This window comes from Niabella aurantiaca DSM 17617 (assembly GCF_000374125.1).
GTDB lineage: Bacteria > Bacteroidota > Bacteroidia > Chitinophagales > Chitinophagaceae > Niabella > Niabella aurantiaca.
Map to the genome: position 1 here is coordinate 670243 of NZ_KB893625.1, position 18253 is coordinate 688495.

The 18253-nt window shown below is 49.4% G+C and carries 14 protein-coding genes; 9 read left to right on the plus strand and 5 right to left on the minus strand.

Annotated features, from left to right (window positions below; all coding sequences use genetic code 11):
* Positions 1–20 precede the first annotated feature (20 nt).
* The gene (locus tag B160_RS0102780) at positions 21–743 is read right to left on the minus strand and encodes a YebC/PmpR family DNA-binding transcriptional regulator (protein ID WP_026309479.1); all 723 of its coding nucleotides are present in this window, start codon (positions 741–743) and stop codon (positions 21–23) included.
* Between the two features lie 113 nt (positions 744–856).
* Positions 857–2545: an amino acid permease gene (locus tag B160_RS0102785; protein WP_018626337.1), complete on the minus strand. Its 1689-nt coding sequence runs from the start codon at positions 2543–2545 to the stop codon at positions 857–859.
* 171 nt (positions 2546–2716) lie between these two features.
* On the opposite strand from B160_RS0102785, the gene B160_RS0102790 reads away from it, so the two are divergent.
* From B160_RS0102790 to B160_RS0102800, 3 genes are all read left to right on the plus strand, one after another.
* Complete coding sequence (locus tag B160_RS0102790) at positions 2717–4189, plus strand: dicarboxylate/amino acid:cation symporter (protein WP_018626338.1); 1473 nt, start codon at positions 2717–2719, stop codon at positions 4187–4189.
* A 9-nt stretch (positions 4190–4198) separates the two neighbouring features.
* Entirely contained in the window at positions 4199–4981 is a 783-nt protein-coding gene (locus tag B160_RS0102795; protein WP_018626339.1) for a DedA family protein, read from the plus strand.
* A 200-nt stretch (positions 4982–5181) separates the two neighbouring features.
* Complete coding sequence (locus B160_RS0102800) at positions 5182–7578, plus strand: glycoside hydrolase family 3 N-terminal domain-containing protein (RefSeq protein WP_018626340.1); 2397 nt, start codon at positions 5182–5184, stop codon at positions 7576–7578.
* 243 nt (positions 7579–7821) lie between these two features.
* Here the strand turns inward: B160_RS0102800 and B160_RS0102810 are convergent, their stop codons facing one another.
* Entirely contained in the window at positions 7822–8880 is a 1059-nt protein-coding gene (locus B160_RS0102810) for an RluA family pseudouridine synthase (RefSeq protein ID WP_018626342.1), read from the minus strand.
* A 137-nt stretch (positions 8881–9017) separates the two neighbouring features.
* On the opposite strand from B160_RS0102810, the gene lipB reads away from it, so the two are divergent.
* On the plus strand, positions 9018–9746 hold the full coding sequence (lipB, locus tag B160_RS0102820; protein ID WP_018626344.1) for a lipoyl(octanoyl) transferase LipB: 729 nt from the start codon (positions 9018–9020) through the stop codon (positions 9744–9746).
* A 120-nt stretch (positions 9747–9866) separates the two neighbouring features.
* Here lipB and B160_RS0102825 read toward each other — a convergent pair whose 3' ends face one another.
* Together B160_RS0102825 and B160_RS0102830 are read right to left on the minus strand one after the other, a co-directional pair.
* Entirely contained in the window at positions 9867–10595 is a 729-nt protein-coding gene (locus B160_RS0102825; protein ID WP_018626345.1) for a DUF6624 domain-containing protein, read from the minus strand.
* A 155-nt stretch (positions 10596–10750) separates the two neighbouring features.
* Positions 10751–12433: an OmpA family protein gene (locus tag B160_RS0102830; RefSeq protein ID WP_018626346.1), complete on the minus strand. Its 1683-nt coding sequence runs from the start codon at positions 12431–12433 to the stop codon at positions 10751–10753.
* A 536-nt stretch (positions 12434–12969) separates the two neighbouring features.
* Here B160_RS0102830 and B160_RS0102845 point away from each other — a divergent pair.
* From B160_RS0102845 to aroB, 5 genes are all read left to right on the plus strand, one after another.
* The gene (locus B160_RS0102845; protein ID WP_071596982.1) at positions 12970–13824 is read left to right on the plus strand and encodes a prephenate dehydratase; all 855 of its coding nucleotides are present in this window, start codon (positions 12970–12972) and stop codon (positions 13822–13824) included.
* Entirely contained in the window at positions 13815–14990 is a 1176-nt protein-coding gene (locus tag B160_RS0102850; RefSeq protein WP_018626350.1) for a pyridoxal phosphate-dependent aminotransferase, read from the plus strand. Before B160_RS0102845 ends, B160_RS0102850 begins: the two co-directional genes overlap by 10 nt.
* Positions 14991–15089: 99 nt before the next feature.
* Positions 15090–15941, plus strand: coding sequence for a prephenate dehydrogenase (locus B160_RS0102855; RefSeq protein ID WP_018626351.1), 852 nt, complete (start codon positions 15090–15092; stop codon positions 15939–15941).
* Between the two features lie 37 nt (positions 15942–15978).
* On the plus strand, positions 15979–17070 hold the full coding sequence (locus B160_RS0102860) for a chorismate mutase (RefSeq protein WP_026309481.1): 1092 nt from the start codon (positions 15979–15981) through the stop codon (positions 17068–17070).
* Positions 17071–17125: 55 nt separating this feature from the next.
* The gene (gene aroB, locus B160_RS0102865; protein ID WP_018626353.1) at positions 17126–18184 is read left to right on the plus strand and encodes a 3-dehydroquinate synthase; all 1059 of its coding nucleotides are present in this window, start codon (positions 17126–17128) and stop codon (positions 18182–18184) included.
* Positions 18185–18253: the final 69 nt, after the last annotated feature.

Below are 18253 nucleotides of genomic sequence, written 5' to 3' on the forward strand. Positions count from 1 at the left end.
AATATTGATTGCTGCCTGCTCTATTGCATATTGTGGAATACCTTCTGCACATCATCGTCCTGCTCCAGCCGCTCGATCAGCTTGCTTACTTCTTCTGCCTGTTCATCGGTCACCGGAACCGTGGTGCCGGGGATCCACTCTACTTCGGCACTGATGGGGGTAATGTTTTTTTCTTCCAGGGCTTTTTGCATATTGCCAAAATCAGTGAACCCCACACGTGCCACAAGGACCTCTTTCTCATTTTCATCGGTGCTCTCACCCAGCTCTTCCAGGCCGGCATCGATCAGTTCCAGTTCCAGCTCCTCCGCATTCAATCCCTCGGGATTTAATTTGAAAACGCCCATTTTAGTGAATTGAAAGGCTACGCTGCCACTGTTGCCCAGGGTACCACCGCCTTTATTGAAATGTGATTTTACATTTGCCACCGTGCGTACATGGTTGTCAGTGGCCGTTTCAACCAGTACGGCAACGCCATGGGGCCCGTATCCTTCATAGAGGAGCTCATCATAGTTCTCCATCTCTTTTCCCTGGGCTCTTTTGATGGCCGCTTCTACCCGGTCTTTGGGCATATTTACACTTTTGGCATTCTGCATACAGCGGCGCAATGCGGCATTGGTATGCGGGTCCGGACCACCGGCCTTTACAGCGATGGCAATTTCCTTACCAATACGGGTAAACTGTTTGGCCATACGGTCATACCGGGCAAACATAGTGGCTTTACGAACTTCAAATATCCTTCCCATAAAAATTTCTTTCTGACTGTGCGTTAATAAGGGTGCAAATTTATGGCTTCTTTGACGAAGTATAAAAAAACAGCCTGCTTTTACGGGCAGGCTGTAAAAATAATATGATGCGCTTACTGGTCAACTCCGGTTGCGGCAGATGTTTTGGACGACCGGTTTGCCAAAAAGAGCAGGAAGTGCAAAGCCGCAAAACCAACAGAGAAATAAAACAGGCCGGTATCCGGTACATTGGTGGTATAGTGATGGGCAAAGGCAACGGCCGCCAGGATCACTGCCATCACCAGTCCCGTATTGGAGACGGTACGGTAGCTGCTGCTGTCGTGTTTCCCCTTATTCAGGATGCTGTGTTTTAACCCAAAGAACAGATATACATCCATACCGATCAGCATCCATACGATCAGGCGGATCCAGGTATCAAACGGCAGGAAAGCCATCATGCCAAAACAAACGATCACGCCCAGGATGGGAACCAGGGGAACCAGGGGTGTTTTGAATGCCCTTGGGGCATCCGGGTTCGATTTCCGCAGGATGATCACACCGATGCAAACAAGGATAAAGGCAAACAGGGTACCGATGCTGGTCATTTCGCCTACAACCCTTCCCGGAACAAAGGCCGCGAACAGGCTTACGAATACCATAAAGAACAGGTTGGAACGGGCAGGTGTCCGGTATTTGTGGTGCACCACTGAAAAGAACCGGGGCAGCAATCCGTCGCTGCTCATAGAATAGAATACACGGCTTTGTCCCAGCAGCATCACCAGTATCACAGAAGCATATCCCAGCAGGATGGCTATAATAATGGTATTATTCAGCCAGGGGTAAGCCGGCTGGATCTTACCGGTTGCATCAGCAAGTCCCATATGGTCAATGGCGGTAGCTACCGGCGCCAGGTGATCACTTGAAGTGCCTTGTCCAAACTCCGTATAATGGGCCACACCAACCATCACATAGGCAAAAATAATATACAATACGGTACAAATAAGCAGAGAGCCCATGATACCGATGGGCATGGCCTTTTTGGGATTTTTTGTTTCCTGGGCGGCCGTCGACACGGCATCAAACCCGATATAGGCGAAAAAGACGACGGCTGCCGCGCGGATGATGCCCGACCAGCCGAATTTTCCAAACTCGCCCTGATTCTCGGGGATCAGGGGCTGCAGATTCTCCGGACGGACATATTTAAAGCCCACAAAAATAAACGTGAGCACAATACCCACTTTCAGGATCACAATGATCGTATTTACCAAAGCCGACTCGCTAGTTCCTTTGATCAATACCAGCGACATCAGTACGACAATGAATACTGCCGGGAGGTTCATCAGTCCATGTGTTCCGTCTGCGGCCGTGTCGAAAGGGGTCATCATCAAATGCTGCGGCAGCGAAACGCCAAAAGACGCCAGCAGCTTTGACAGGTAGCCCGACCAGCTGGAGGCAACGGTGGCTGCACCTACCGCATATTCCAGCACCAGGTCCCAGCCAATGATCCAGGCAATGAACTCACCCATGGTGGCATAACTATAGGTGTAGGCGCTGCCCGCAACCGGGATCATCGAAGCAAATTCCGCATAACACAGGCCGGCAAAAGCACAACCCAGCGCAGCAACTACAAATGAGATCATGATCGCAGGCCCCGCATAATTCGCTGCTGCCATGCCGGTGATCGAAAACAGGCCGGCTCCGATGATGGCACCGATTCCCAGGGCCACCAATGACCAGGAAGTAAGTGTTTTTTTTAACCCTTGTTCCGATTCCTCAGATTCAGCTAATAAGGCATGCAATGGTTTCTTGACAAATAATCCCATAAGATTGATTCTTTAATGAGTAGTTTATTTTTAATAAAAATTATACGGCAGTGAAAAGTAAGCAATAATACGCTTCCCGGATAAAACTTATTCCATTTTTTTGAAAATTATTAAAGGGGGGAGGCCCTTTTTCAGGCTAAACCTTTAGTTTTGGCAAATAACTACTCGACTATGAACAGAAGAAAAGCCGGGTTTCTTTCCATCATACTTTTTACAATTGCTGCTGTTTTCCATCTGATACATGAAGAGTGGGTTCCCATTCCCGGGGCAGTGCTTTTTGGGCTGCGGTGGATCGTGATCGCCAGCCTTATTGTATTTGCAGGATACAAAAGATCGCTCACCACCTGGATCTTCGTGGCCATGGCGATCGGCGTGGAGATCGGGGTAGACTTTCCTGCTTTTTCCCAGAACCTGAAGTTTTTGAGTACGATCTTCCTGAGGCTGATCAAGACCATTGTGGCCCCCCTGTTATTTTCTACACTGGTAGTGGGTATTGCCAGCCACAGCAACCTGAAGCAGGTGGGGCGCATGGGATGGAAATCTATACTTTATTTTGAGATAGTGACCACTTTTGCGCTGATAATCGGGTTGGTATTTATAAATATTACAAAAGCAGGAACCGGCATCGAAGTGCCGGAGGCATTATTAAAAGACCTTCCGCGTTCCCAGGAAAAAGTGCTGCAGCAGAAGGTGATCACCATTATGGACAGCGCCGGGATCGAGATGCCGCCGCACCTGATCGACAAACTGCCCGATCCTTCCGAAAAGACCTGGCAGGATCATATCATTGATATTTTCCCGGAAAACATCATCAAGTCCGTTTATGAAGGCAGTGTATTGCCCATCGTGGTATTCAGCCTCATTTTTGGAATATCGCTGGCAATGCTTTCCGAGAAGCGGAAAAAGCCGCTGATCGATTTTACGGAGAGTCTCTCGGAGACTATGTTCAAGTTCACGAACCTGATCATGCACTTTGCACCCTTTGGGGTGGGCGCGGCCATATCCGTTACCGTGGGGCACCTGGGCATTGATATTTTAAAGAACCTGGGGCTTCTTTTGATAACGCTTTACCTGGCGCTGATCGCATTTCTCCTGCTTGTGCTGGTACCCATTGCCCTGTTCGTGGCCCGTATTCCGCTGCGCAGGTTTATTCAGGCCATCAAGGAGCCGGTGTCGATCGCCTTCGCTACTACCAGTTCGGATTCTGCTTTGCCTAAAGCGCTGGAAAACATGGAAAAATTCGGTGTACCTCGAAAAATAGTTTCGTTCGTGATCCCCACCGGTTATACCTTTAACCTGGACGGGACCACGCTGTACCTGTCGCTGGCAGCTGTTTTTGTAGCCCAGGCCGCGGGCATTCATTTGTCGTTTGGGGAGCAGCTGATGATCGGCTTATCGCTGATGCTGAGCAGCAAGGGGGTGGCTGCCGTTCCCAGGGCCTCCCTCGTGATCCTGATCGCCACCGCGCATACCTTCAATTTGCCCTTGTGGCCCATTATGGCGATTTATGGCATCGATGAGCTGATGGACATGGCCCGTACTTCTGTTAACGTAATCGGAAATACACTGGCAAGTTGCGTAATTGCACGCTGGGAAGGAGAATTTGATGAACAAAAAGCCCGGAATTTTGTAGAGGATAATTAAAACCAAATAATGATCGAACTTTTAAACAGCTTTAGCTGGACGGATTTGTTGCAACCGCAGTGGTATATTGAGAATGGTGGCCTATGGCTTTTACTTTTTGTTGTTTTTGCCGAAACCGGCCTGTTTGCCGGGTTTTTTCTCCCGGGCGATACGCTCTTATTTATTGCCGGAATTTATGCCCATAAGATTGGGGAAGGCGCAACCGCGGAACCCGGGCTGACCTACCAGTTTTTAAAACTTTTTAATTTAGGACATATTCAGAATGAATGGCTGGATCTTGTGGTGCTTTGGGCACTGATCGCTTTTTGCGGGATCCTGGGCAATATGGTCGGATACTGGACCGGTCGCAAAGTAGGCCCGGCAATGTACCACTGGAAAGAGAATTTCTTTTTTAAACGCCGCTACCTGGAACAGGCGCATGATTTTTATGAAAAGCACGGCGGAGGTGCCATCATTGTTGCACGGTTCCTGCCTTTTATCCGGACCTTTGCTCCCATCATTGCCGGCATTGTGGGAATGAACCGGGCCAAGTTCACCTTTTATAATATTGTGGGTTGTGTAGCCTGGGTATTTTCGATGCTGTTTGCCGGGCATTTTCTTCAGAAGTGGTTAATGACCGCTTTCCAGTTCGACCTGAAACAACACCTCGAATACATTGTTTTGGGTATCGTGGTGGTAACGACCGCCCCTGTGATCATCAAGCTGATGAGCGGAAAGAAAAAGGCCAAAGAGAAGGAAGCTGCTGAAGCCGCGAAAAAAGCGCTGGATGCCGCAGCCGAAAATGTTGAATAATTTCATCTTATAGCATATTAGATAGAAGAACAGCCCGTGCAAACGGGCCGTTCTTTTTAAGGGAGGTTGTTGCCGGTTGTTTACACAACCAGGATTTCATAAAGTCTCCCCAGGTCCTCCCAGCCGCTTCGTTCCATAATGATGAACGGTTTTGCCTATTAGCTGAATTATTTATCTTGCAGCACCGCAAATACTATTGAATGAAATATATTGTTACAGCTTTTGCGATGCTGACAGCATCTGCAACATTGCTTGCCCAAAAGAGTATTTATCATAAAGACTGGATCGATTTTAATAAGAACGGTAAAAAAGATATCTATGAAGATCCGGGTGCTCCGCTGGAGTTAAGGGTCAAGGATCTGCTGGCGCAAATGACGGTGGAGGAGAAGACCTGTCAGACGGCAACGCTGTATGGTTATGGAAGAGTGCTGAAAGACGAGCAACCTACCCCGGCCTGGAAGAATGAGATCTGGAAAGACGGCATTGCCAATATTGATGAAATGCTGAACGGACTAGCCCATAACAAAAAGGCGCAAACGAAATATTCCTATCCCTTTAGCCGGCATGCGGAAGCCATCAACAATGTACAGCGGTGGTTTATTGAAGAAACCCGGCTCGGCATTCCGGTCGATTTTACCAATGAAGGCATACACGGGCTGAACCACGATCATGCCACCGCCTTTCCTGCGCCGATAAGCATTGGAGCTACCTGGAACAAGGGCCTCGTACGGCAAATGGGGCAGATCGTAGGCAGGGAGGCAAAAGCGCTGGGTTATACCAATGTATATGCACCTATACTGGATGTTGCCCGGGACCCGCGTTGGGGAAGAGTAGTGGAAACCTATGGGGAGTCTCCCTTCCTTATTGCACAGCTGGGAACGGAAATGGCTGCGGGCATCCAGGAAAACGGGGTGGCCTCTACCTTAAAACATTTTGCCGTGTACAGTATTCCCAAGGGAGGACGCGATGGCAATGCCCGTACCGACCCGCATGTGGCGCCCAGGGAAATGCACCAGTTATTCCTGTATCCGTTTAAAAAAGTAATCGCCCATGCACATCCGATGGGCATCATGAGCAGCTACAACGACTGGGACGGGGAACCGATAACCGCCAGTCATTATTTTTTAACGGAGCTGCTGCGGCAGCAATACGGGTTTAACGGGTATGTAGTGTCGGACAGCCGGGCCGTGGAATTTGTATCGGAAAAGCACCATGTGGCAAAGGACTACAAGGAAGCGGTAAAAATGGTGATGGAAGCGGGACTGAATGTACGTACGGAATTTGATTCGCCGGCAACCTTCATACGGCCGTTGCGCGAGCTGGTAAAGGAAGGGTCCGTGTCTGTGGAAACCCTGGATCAGCGCGTGGGGGAAGTGCTGCGGGTGAAATTCAGACTGGGGCTGTTTGATCATCCCTATGTGAAGGATCCGAAGCTGGCCAACCGTACGGTGGCTACAGAACGATCAGAGGCGGTGGCTTTGCAGATGAACCGCGAGTCGCTGGTATTGCTGAAAAACGGACAGCAGCTTTTGCCGCTTTCAACGGGGGAGTATAAAAAGATCCTGGTAACCGGTCCTCTGGCTGATGAAAAAGATCATGCCATCAGCCGTTACGGGCCCTCCAATAAAGAAGTGATCTCGGTGTTGGAAGGTATCCGGAACTATGTTGGCAGTCAGGCGGCGGTACAATACGTAAAAGGATGCGAAGTAGCAGATGCGACCTGGCCGGAGAGCGAGATCATTGAAACCCCGTTAACAAACGAAGAAACAGTGGAGATCAGCAGAGCCGTGGAAGCTGCAAAGAAAAGTGATGTGGTGATCGCCGTGGTTGGGGAAGACAACAAACGCGTGGGTGAGAGCTTGTCCCGCACCGGTCTGAACCTGCCTGGCAGGCAATTGAAATTATTACAGGAGCTGAAGAAGACGGGCAAACCCGTTGTGATGGTAATGATCAACGGGCAGCCGCTCACCATCAACTGGGAAAACCGTTACCTGGATGCCATTTTAGAAGCCTGGTTTCCCGGGCCGCAGGGAGGAACGGCAGTGGCAGAAGCGCTTTTCGGGGCCTATAATCCGGGTGGAAAGCTGACCATGACCTTTCCCAAAACGACCGGGCAGATCGAACTAAACTTCCCCTTCAAACCGGCATCCCATGCGGGACAACCCGGGGATGGCCCCAATGGCTACGGCAGAACGGCGGTAGTGGGCCCTCTGTATCCCTTTGGCTTTGGATTGAGCTATACCCGCTTTGAATATTCTAACCTTCAGGTATCACCTGAAAAGGGCAAAACGCAATCGGATATCCGGGTTGCGGTAGATATAAAAAATACCGGAGCGGTTAAAGGCGATGAAGTCGTGCAGTTGTATGTAAAAGACCGGGTGAGCAGCGTTACGGCTTATGAGTCTGTGTTGAGAGGATTTGAGCGGGTATCGCTGACTCCGGGAGCAACGAAGACCGTTCATTTTAAACTGACCCCGGATGATCTGTCCCTGCTGGATAAGCATATGGATTTTGTGGTAGAACCCGGGGAGTTTGATATCATGGTGGGCAGCTCTTTGAAAGACATCCGGCTTAAAAAACGTATTGAACTGGAATAAAGCCTGCAGCGTTTCAGGTTTAACGTTTCACGGCAGATCCGTTTTTATACATGGTGTGATGTTTCAAATCTCAAATGCACTGAAAAAAGCTGGTGTTCCGATGTTCCGGCCCCGGCTCTCCTGCTATGCATATTAATTTCGATAGAAATTTTTATTCAATACCTGTCCGTCCGGCAGGCGGGTTCTACATTCCCGGAAGGGTCACTTATTTCCACATTCTCACATTTCCATATTTTCAAATTACTAAGGCCGATGGGTATACCGTCGCCACTTTTCAATCATGGCTTCCATGTCCGGTGGCAGCGCACTGTCAAATAAAATTTCCTCATTGGTATCGGGATGCACAAAGCCCAGTGTTTTAGCGTGCAACGCCTGGCGGGGGCAAAGTTCAAAGCAGTTGTCTACAAATTGCTTGTACTTGGCATATACGGTCCCTTTTACGATCTTGTCGCCGCCATAGAAGTCATCATTGAAAAGGGGATGCCCGATGTGCTTCATATGCACCCGGATCTGATGGGTGCGGCCGGTTTCCAGGATGCACTGCACGAGGGTTACATAGCCAAAGCGCTCCAGTACTTTATAGTGGGTAACGGCCTCTTTTCCATGGTCGCCTTCGGGGTAAGCTTCAAATAGCTTACGGAAGCGCAGGTTTCTTCCCACATGGGCAACAATGGTGCCTTCGTCGGCTTCCAGGTCTCCCCATACCAGCGCAATGTATTTCCGGCTTACGGCGTGGTCAAAAAATTGTTTGGCAAGGGAGCGCATGGCCTTCTCGGTTTTGGCAAGCACCAGGAGTCCACTGGTATTCTTGTCGATCCGGTGTACCATACCAAAGCGGGGAAGCGTTTCTTCGGTTATGGCGGCATTCTCCTGCTGTAAATGATGGGCTACCGCGTTGATCAGGGTACCGTCCGGATTGCCGGACCCCGGGTGCACCACCATTCCCGGCTCTTTATTCACGATCAGAACAGCGGCATCTTCATAAGCAATGTTTAGCGGAATATTTTCGGGGAGGATCTCATTCCCGTCCGGCGCCATATCGGTGTACACAACGATTTCCTGGATGCCTTTTAATTTGTAGTTGGGTTTTATCTCCCTGCCATCCACCAGCACCATATGATTGCGGATCGCCTGCTGGATCTTGTTCCGGGTAGCGCCTTCAATACGGTTCATCAGGTATTTATCAATGCGATAGGGTTCCTGTCCTTTATCGGTCTTATAAACAAACTTTTCGTATAGCTCATCATTGCCATCGGTACCTGCCGAAAAATCGTCTGGTACTTCGCTTTCATTCATTGCCATTGCTTCAAATTTAGTAGACCCTGCCGGTCTGGTTTTTCTTCCACCTCGGGGAAATCATGCCTGAAAGACCGGTAAAGCCCCTTTCCCGCTGCAAATGTAAGACATCCGCCTTTCTTTGGTAATTTTGCATATCGATTATGAATTATCAGGAAGTATTGTTTAAGGACATCGGAACCGTTCGGTATAAAGAAGCGTGGGATTACCAGGAACGGTTATTGCAGGAAAATGTGGCTGTTAAAACCGCGTTGCGTGAGGCTCAGGATAAGGGAGAAACGTCAGGTGCCGAATATCAAACGTCAAACCATTTGCTTTTTGTGGAGCATCCGCATGTGTACACGCTGGGAAAAAGCGGGCATATGGATAATGTGCTGCTGAGCGAAGAGCACCTGGTAAAGCGGGGGATCGATTTTTTCCGGATCAACAGAGGGGGCGATATTACGTATCATGGGCCGGGGCAAATAGTGGGATATCCTATTTTTGACCTGGAAAGATTTTATACGGACATTGGCCGCTACCTGCGGAATATAGAAGAGGTGGTGATCCGGACCCTTTCCGGTTATGGTTTAAAAGGAGAGCGGTCGCCCGGCGAAACGGGGGTATGGCTCGATCCTTTCGTACGGGGCCGTGAGCGGAAGATCTGCGCCATTGGCGTGCGGACCAGCCGGTGGATCACCATGCACGGTTTTGCGCTGAATGTAAATACAGACCTGGATTATTTTGGGTTCATCATACCCTGCGGTATCCAGAACAAGCAGGTCACATCCCTGCAGAAAGAGTTGGGCCGGGAAGTGGATATGGAAGGAGTAAAACAGCAGTTAAAGACGCATTTTGAAGACGTATTTGAGATCCGCCTCCGGTATCAGTAAGGAGCAGGCTGCAGGCCGGTCTTCCTGTAATGCCGAACTTGTTCCGGCAGCTACGCAGCGGAATCGCTTCAAAGCACCGAATAAGCACTTTCCGTACTGAAATTAAGATCTTAAATCAGCTCATGGATGTTCCTCTTTATGTGAATCGAAATACGCTTTTTTCTTCTTCAGTATGATTTCACTTTCAGGCAGGTCCCGGTAGTATTGGGCCCATGTCCACCCGGAGTCTACCGATACGTTTAAATGATCCATTAAGGGACCCATGCCGATCTCCCTCCGCCAGCTATCCACTTTGCCGGGATCGAGGAGCGGCGCCAGCACTGTTTTGTGCTTATCAATAAGAAATTGCTGGGTGCCATATCGCTGTTTCATGCCTTTATCCCCGGCGATCCTGTCCTCCAGGTAGCCCAGGTATTTTGGTTCCAGTTTTTTATCGGCCACTGCCTGCACCACCATGCCCAGATATTTTTCCCGTGTTTTCAGATCTGCATGCTGAAGTACGGCCCAAACAGTGATTGAACCCTCAATACCAACCTGCTTTGGATGGGGCCAGCCTTTATGATCCAGGATGTAACGGATTGCGCGCTGGTTGATGGAATCTGCCTGGTGTATCTTTTTAAAGACGGCTTTTAGCTTTACAGAATCCAGATGATCTGCATTTATGATCGGCATAATTTCCTGGCGATAACGCTGATCTTCATAATCGATAGCTGCCAGTTGATCCATCATAGAAGGAGATGCATTGAAGATGGAGTGCATTTCTCCGGACCTTGTATGCGTGCAGGCAACTGCAAACCATAGGAGCGAAAGAGCCGCGAACAAATGAAAAAAGGATGCGCTTCTTTTCATATGGAATTTAACAGGAAAGTTATGAAAGGATTTCATAAGAAGCTGTTATCAATCTCCGGGATCTGATGTCTGGCGTCCAGCGCCCGGCATCTGGCAACATCAAAAAAAATCCCCGCCCAAATGGGCAGGGATGTATTTGTTATAGCAAAAAGTGACTATTTTTTGCGAAGGTTCGGGTGCGGAGGAGCTACGGTATTGGGTCCGTCCTCGCCCGGAGCCGCTGCACGGATGTCGACCGTGTTGCAATCTCCACCTTCCTGGCCGGAAGAGAAGATAAATCGATCTCCGCTGATGCCTTCTTTTTCCTGTAAGTGTGTGATCACTTTATTTACATGATCCCAGCTCAATTGCTGCTGGCGTTTGGTTGCCGCGCAATATCCAACCACTACTACTTTACAGTTGGGGTTTGCTCTTAATTTAGAAGCAACAACGGCCAGGGAAGCAGCCGCATCGGCAGAAAGCGTATTTGAATTGGATTTGAATGTTACGCCTGGTAAAGCTCCCAGCAGGGTAGCGCATTCAGGCTCGGCTACTTTGCAGTCGTCCGGGCAGGGGCATTTTCCAACACCGTCTGCATCTACCGGCTGGCAATAGGTCGGCGTGATGATCTCTTTATCTTTACAATCCGGAACGCCATCGCCATCAGTATCGCGGCTTACACCATGCGTATCAACCGGGCAACCGGCAGGGGTTTGCTCCTGGTCGAACTGATCGGTAACGCCGTCGCCATCTGAATCCGGAAGAACGATCTCCGGTACGCGGCGCAGTTCGCCATAAGCATAGTTCAGCGGGTTCAGCCAGTACAGGGGCTCGACTCTTTTCTTTTTAGAACCTACATTATAATTGATACCCAGGGTAAGGTAGTTCATAAAATCCTTATCCGGGCTGAGTGTACCCTGGTTGGTCCAGCGCTGGCCATCCAGCAGGTCGGAACCGTTAAAGATGATCCGGTCTTCCAGCGCGATGTTGAAACGCGGGCTCAAACGGAGCGCCAGACCTGCACCTCCTGTAACGGAAGCGGCAACGGAACCGGCAAACACATGCGAATAACGGATGCTCGGATCGGCTTCGATCGGCGTATCATACATATCATCCTGCAGGTCTTTCAGCTGTTTCAGCACATCTTTCTTGCTGGTGCCGTTGATGGAGCTGTAATCGTAGGCAGCGCTTTCAGCATCCCCCCTTACCTCATGCATGGCGTTCACACGGCCATCCCAGGTGGTAACGCCCAAACCTCCCAATACATAGAAGGTAGCGCCGGATTGAGGCTTGTAAAAGCGGATATTATGAACATTGGCGATCAGCTGCAGGCTCAGCTCCTGTACAGTGGTCTTGTAGTTATAATAAACATTGGGGAAGTTGATGGGATTCCATACGTTTCCGCCCGGCAATACACTATTACGCTGATAGCGATAGTACCAGGGATTCTGCATGCCGGTAAATTTATAACCGGAAGACGGACGCCAGTCCTGTCCCTTGGCAATGCCATACATATATTCCAGTCGCAAAGACAGGGTATGCCCCAGCGATTTCCGGATGTGGGCACCAAAACCGGGGCTCAGCATCTCAGAGCGTACATCCCCGTTTATGCTGAATAAACCGCCTTTGATACCAATTTCCCACATATCCCGCGGCTTGGGCGGGAAATCAGTCTCGCCGTTCACGAAATCACGGAATTGTTGTTGCTTTTTCTTCGAATAATACTGCGAATCAGTAACCGAAGCCGGCCCGTAGACGGAGTGGGGAGCCGTGTACGGATGAGTTGCACTTACCTGCGCACGCGCACTGCCAAAGGAGCAGATAGCTAAGGCTAAAAGGAGGGTTTTGGAATGGTTCATATTTTTGTGGTTTTGATATATTTGTCGGAGCAGCGTCTATCGCCTCTCCAAGATTTACAAAAACAATTGTAAATATATAATGACGTGCAAATATATGATTTATCGGACATTTGTTAAAAAATAATCAGGAAGAAGGTTATTTTTTTTCTTCCTGTTTTTTGAGGAAGGAAGGCTTGCGCTGTTGTCTGAAAAAGGAGGGCAGCAGATGGTCGCCGGCTTCTTCCGGAAGCAGGGATTTCCCCGGGCTTTTGATGCCGGATCCGGCCCCGCTGAAAATTCGGACATTATTAAAAACTACCGTTAGTTATAGAATATTTTTTAAATATTTATTTTGCAATTTGAATTTTCGTTTTATATTTGAGCCCTAAATGATACGCGCAACAAAATTTTATACCTGGTTTTATTTTAGCTTCTTCTTTTTTAGCGGAAAGCCGGGTGCATTTTTGTTGAAATAATTTTATACCAACATATTCAACATAAAAGAATCCCGGCGAAAAGGCCGGGATTTTTTTTATAACATACCAGTAGGAAGAAAAATGATAAGAGAAACAACTCAGGCAGGAACCGTGCATATGGCCATACAGGGCTATGAAGGAAGTTTTCATCAGGAAGCCGCCAACCTCTATTTTAAAAAACAGGTTACGGTAGAGTGTTGCGATACCTTTAAAGAAGTGATTGCGGCGGCAAAGGATCCGGACCGCACTGATGGCTGCCTGATGGCCATCGAAAATTCCATCGCCGGGAGCATTCTTCCAAACTATAACTTATTGCAGGGCAGCGACTTGCGGATTATAGGTGAAGTATATATGCAGATCAACCAGAACCTGCTGGTAAACCAGGATGTGGAGCTGGAGGACATCAAAGAAGTGCATTCGCATACCATGGCCCTGCAGCAGTGCTATGAATACCTGGACCAATTCCGTTGGAAACTGGTAGACGCGGAAGATACGGCGCTCAGCGCCCGTCATATAGCACAGCATAAGGCCCGGCACATTGCGGCAATTGCCAGTAAGCTGGCTGCTGAGCTTTACGGGTTGAAGGTCATTGCGCCAAAGATCCAGACACTGAAGAACAATTATACGCGCTTCCTCGTGCTGCGCCGCCGGGAGGACCTGCCGGCGGCGGCCGAAGGCGACAAAGCTTCCATTAATTTTCATACGGATCATTCCAAAGGAAGCCTGGCCAAGGTGCTTTCCATCATCGCAAAGGAGAAAGTGAACCTTACCAAGCTGCAGAGCTTCCCCATCCCCGGAACCCAGTTCCGGTACCAGTTCCATGCGGATATGGAATTTGAGCAGATAAATGATTTTGAGAAAATGATGGATAAGATAAAACCAGTGACCACCGGTTTAAAAGTATATGGCATTTACAAAAGAGGTTCATGGAAATAGCGAAAAGACTTAATGGAGTGGGGGAGTATTATTTCTCCAAAAAGCTGCGGGAGATCGACGGGCTGAACAAACAGGGGAAAAATATCATCAACCTCGGTATCGGCAGTCCCGATCTGCCGCCGCATCCGGAAGTGATCCGGACATTACAGGAAGAAGCGGTAAAACCCAATGTACACGGGTATCAGAACTATAAAGGCAGCCCGGTGCTGCGCCAGGCCTTTGCAGACTGGTACCGGAAATGGTATGGTGTGGAACTGAACCCGGAAACCGAGATACTGCCCCTCATTGGCAGTAAGGAAGGGATCATGCATATCTGTATGACCTATCTGAATGAAGGGGATGCGGCCCTGGTACCCAACCCGGGGTATCCGACTTACCGGAGCAATGTAACCATTGCCGGGGGAGTATGCATCAATTATGAGCTGAAGGAGGAGCACCGCTATCAGCCGGATCTGGAAGCGCTGGCTGCAAAAGATCTTTCCCGGGTAAAGCTGATGTTTGTAAACTATCCGCAGATGCCAACAGGGCAGCAGCCGGATGTGGAGGTGATGAAGGACCTGGTCGCTTTTGCAAAAAAGCACGGGATCTTACTGGTGCACGATAATCCGTATAGCTTTATCCTCAATGACCGCCCGGCCAGCATTCTCAGCATCGAGGGAGCAAAAGAGGTAGCGTTGGAATTGAATTCGCTCAGCAAGTCGCACAATATGGCGGGCTGGCGCGTAGGGGTTCTTTGCGGGGCGGCAGACCGGGTCAACGAGGTGCTGCGGTTTAAGAGTAATATGGACAGCGGCATGTTCCTGCCCCTGCAGCTGGCTGCAGCTGCGGCGTTAAGCCTGGGCCGGGACTGGCATGATGAAGTGAACGCGGTTTACAGGGCCCGGAGGGAAAAGGTATATGACCTGCTGGATCTGCTGGGATGTACCTATTCGAAGGATCAGGTAGGCCTGTTTATGTGGGCGGCCATCCCCCAGGGATATAAAGACGGGTATGAACTGGCGGATGCGGTGTTATATAATGCCGATGTGTTCATAACGCCCGGCGGGATCTTTGGCGATGCCGGCGACCGGTACATCCGCATCAGCTTGTGCGGGTCCATCGAACGCTTTGAAGCCGCCATCGACCGGGTAAGCGCGCAAATAGCGAAGATCAGAATTGAGAATTGAGAATCGAGTATTGAGAACCGGGCATCCGGTATCTGAGATCTATTATCTAAAATCTAAGGTCTAAAATCTATAGTCTAACGTCTGAAGTGTAAAGAACCAATGGTCAATCGTAAAAGAATCGCAATTGTAGGGGTGGGCCTGATCGGAGGATCGATGGCACTCCAGTTGCACGAGAAGAAATTGTCGTCCAGGCTGATCGGTGTGGAAGCCAGCAAAGTACACGCGGAGCAGGCGCTGGAGTATGAGCTGGTAGATGAATTCCTGTCGCTGGAAGAAGCCATAAGCGCGGCAGAGGTCATCGTGCTGGCCATTCCGGTGAACAAGATGGTGCATTTGCTGCCGCAGATAATGGACCAGGTAACCGACCAGATCGTTATGGATATGGGATCTACAAAGTCATCGGTGATCGATGTGCTGAAACAACATCCCAAACGCGGCCGCTTTGTTGCCACGCACCCCATGTGGGGAACCGAGTACAGTGGCCCCAAATCGGCTGTACGTGGTGCTTTTGAAGGAAAGGCGGTCATCATCTGCAACCCCGGTGAATCGGATGCCGATGCCCTGGGATGGGTGGAAAAAATGTATGCCAAGATCGGCATGCGCATTGTGGAAATGGAAGCCGGAGCGCACGATCTTCATGTGGCCTATGTAAGCCATATCAGCCACATCACTTCGTTTGCACTGGCCAACACGGTTCTGGAAAAGGAAAAAGTGGAGAGTGCTATTTTTGAAATTGCCTCGGCGGGTTTCGAAAGTACGGTGCGGCTTGCAAAGAGCAACCCGGATATGTGGGTGCCCATTTTTTTGCAGAACAAAGACAATATCATCGATGTACTGACGGCGCATATCGACCAGCTCACAAAGTTCAAGGAGTCGATACAGGAAAATGACCCCGGGCGTTTACAGGCATTGATCAACGACGCCAACAAGATCAAACGCATCATCAAATAAAGAACGAAATATATAATTTAAAAATTCACAGGAAAAAATGAAAACTCTTGAAATGACGGATAAAGAAAAAACACAACAGGTATGGACAAAACGTCCCATCGTTATCAGTGGGCCTTGCAGCGCTGAAACGGAAGAACAGGTAATAGCCACGGCACAGCGCCTGGCGGCAACCGGTAAGGTAGATGCACTGCGCGCCGGCATCTGGAAGCCAAGAACCAAGCCCGGTATGTTTGAAGGCATAGGCGCCAAAGGATTGCCCTGGATGCAGGCGGCAAAAAAGGCGACCGGCCTGCCAACAGCAGTAGAAGTGGCCACTGCAAAACAGGTAGAGGCGGCACTGACCTTTGACGTGGACATCCTGTGGATTGGGGCGCGCACCACGGTAAACCCTTTCAGCGTTCAGGAAGTAGCCGATGCCCTGAGAGGGGTTGATGTTCCTGTGCTGGTAAAAAACCCGATCAACCCCGACCTGGAGCTTTGGGGCGGAGGCGTGGAACGCATTGCCCGTGCCGGTGTAAAGGATATCGGGTTGATCCACCGGGGCTTTTCTTCCTATGGTAATACGCAATTCCGCAATGCGCCCATGTGGCACCTGGCCATTGAAATGAAGCTGCGCTTTCCCGATCTGCCCATCATCAACGATCCCTCACATATCTGCGGTAACCGCGACGGGCTGTTTGATGTGGCGCAAAAAGCGATCGACCTCGACTACGACGGCGTGATGATCGAGTCGCATATCGATCCGGACAATGCCTGGAGCGATGCCAAACAACAGGTAACGCCCGAGCGTCTAAAAGAAATGCTGGAAGCGATTGTCTGGAGAAAGGAAAGTAAAGAGAACTCTGAGCTGCAGGGCGGACTGGAAAAACTGCGCCAGCAGATCAACCACCTGGATGATGAAATGCTGCAGATCCTTTCCCAGCGGATGAAGATCGCTGATAAGATCGGCCAGTATAAAAAAGAAAATAACCTCACCATCCTGCAAACCAACCGATGGCAGGAGATCTTAGATAAAATGATGGCGAAAGGCGAAAAGCTGGGATTGAGCAAAGACTTCATCATGAAGTACCTGGATGCCGTGCATCTGGAGAGCATCAATCACCAGAAAAATATAATGGACGCACAATAGTTCACAGATCATAGTTCATAGATTATAGCGGATAGGGTTCCTTAAACTATGGTCTATGAACTATTCACCATTCACTATTCACTATTTATCATCAGGAATGGAAAAAGTTATAAAATTCTCAAATGCTTCCACGCATTTTTATTTTGACAGCTCTTTTAAGCAGATAACCAGGATCGCTGACAAAAGATCATTGGTGATCATTACGGATGAAAATGTTTTTAAGGCCCACACCGCTGCCTTCAAAGGGTTGAATGTGATCGTGCTGAAGCCAGGTGAGGAATACAAGGTACAGGCTACCGTAGACGAGGTGATCGATACCCTTATAAAAATGGAAGCCGACCGGAAAACCGTACTAGTGGGAGTGGGCGGTGGGGTGATCACGGATCTGACCGGCTATATTGCCTCAGTGTATATGCGCGGCATCCGCTTCGGGTTTGTGCCTACGTCTATCCTTGCCCTGGTAGACGCTTCCATCGGGGGCAAGAATGGTATTGATGTGGACCGGTATAAGAACCTCGTGGGCATCATCCGGCAGCCTTCCTTTATCCTGCATGATGTGGCGTTCCTGCAATCGCTGCCCCAAAGCGAGTGGGAAAACGGCTTTGCAGAGATCATCAAGCATGCCTGTATCAAAGATGCACCCATGTTTAAGCAGCTGCAGCAGGAGTCGCTTTCTTCTTATCAAAAAGACAAAAAGAAACTGAGCGGCCTGATCCGGCGCAATGCCCTGATCAAGACCAAAGTGGTACAGAAAGATGAATTTGAAAAAGGAGACCGCCGCTTATTGAACCTGGGGCACACCATTGGGCATGCCCTGGAAAAAGAATATGAGCTCATGCACGGGCAGGCTGTTGCCATTGGTACTACCTATGCCTGTCATATTTCGGAGCAAATAACCGGGTTTACTCAAACCGCAGCGGTGGTAGCGCTCCTGGAACAATACCGGCTGCCTACTTATGCCGGCTTCGACAAGCAAAAGGTGTTTAATGGCCTCAAGATGGATAAGAAACGCGAGAAAAAAGAAATGAACTTCGTATTGCTTAACAAGATCGGACAGGGGATTGTAAAACCCATTGCCATGAGGCAACTGGAAAAAATCATTAACAAATTATAAAAGTGATGAGCGATCTGCTAAAAGCTGCCCCGAAGTTTCAGGGGCAGATAGTTAGCTGAAAACTGACAG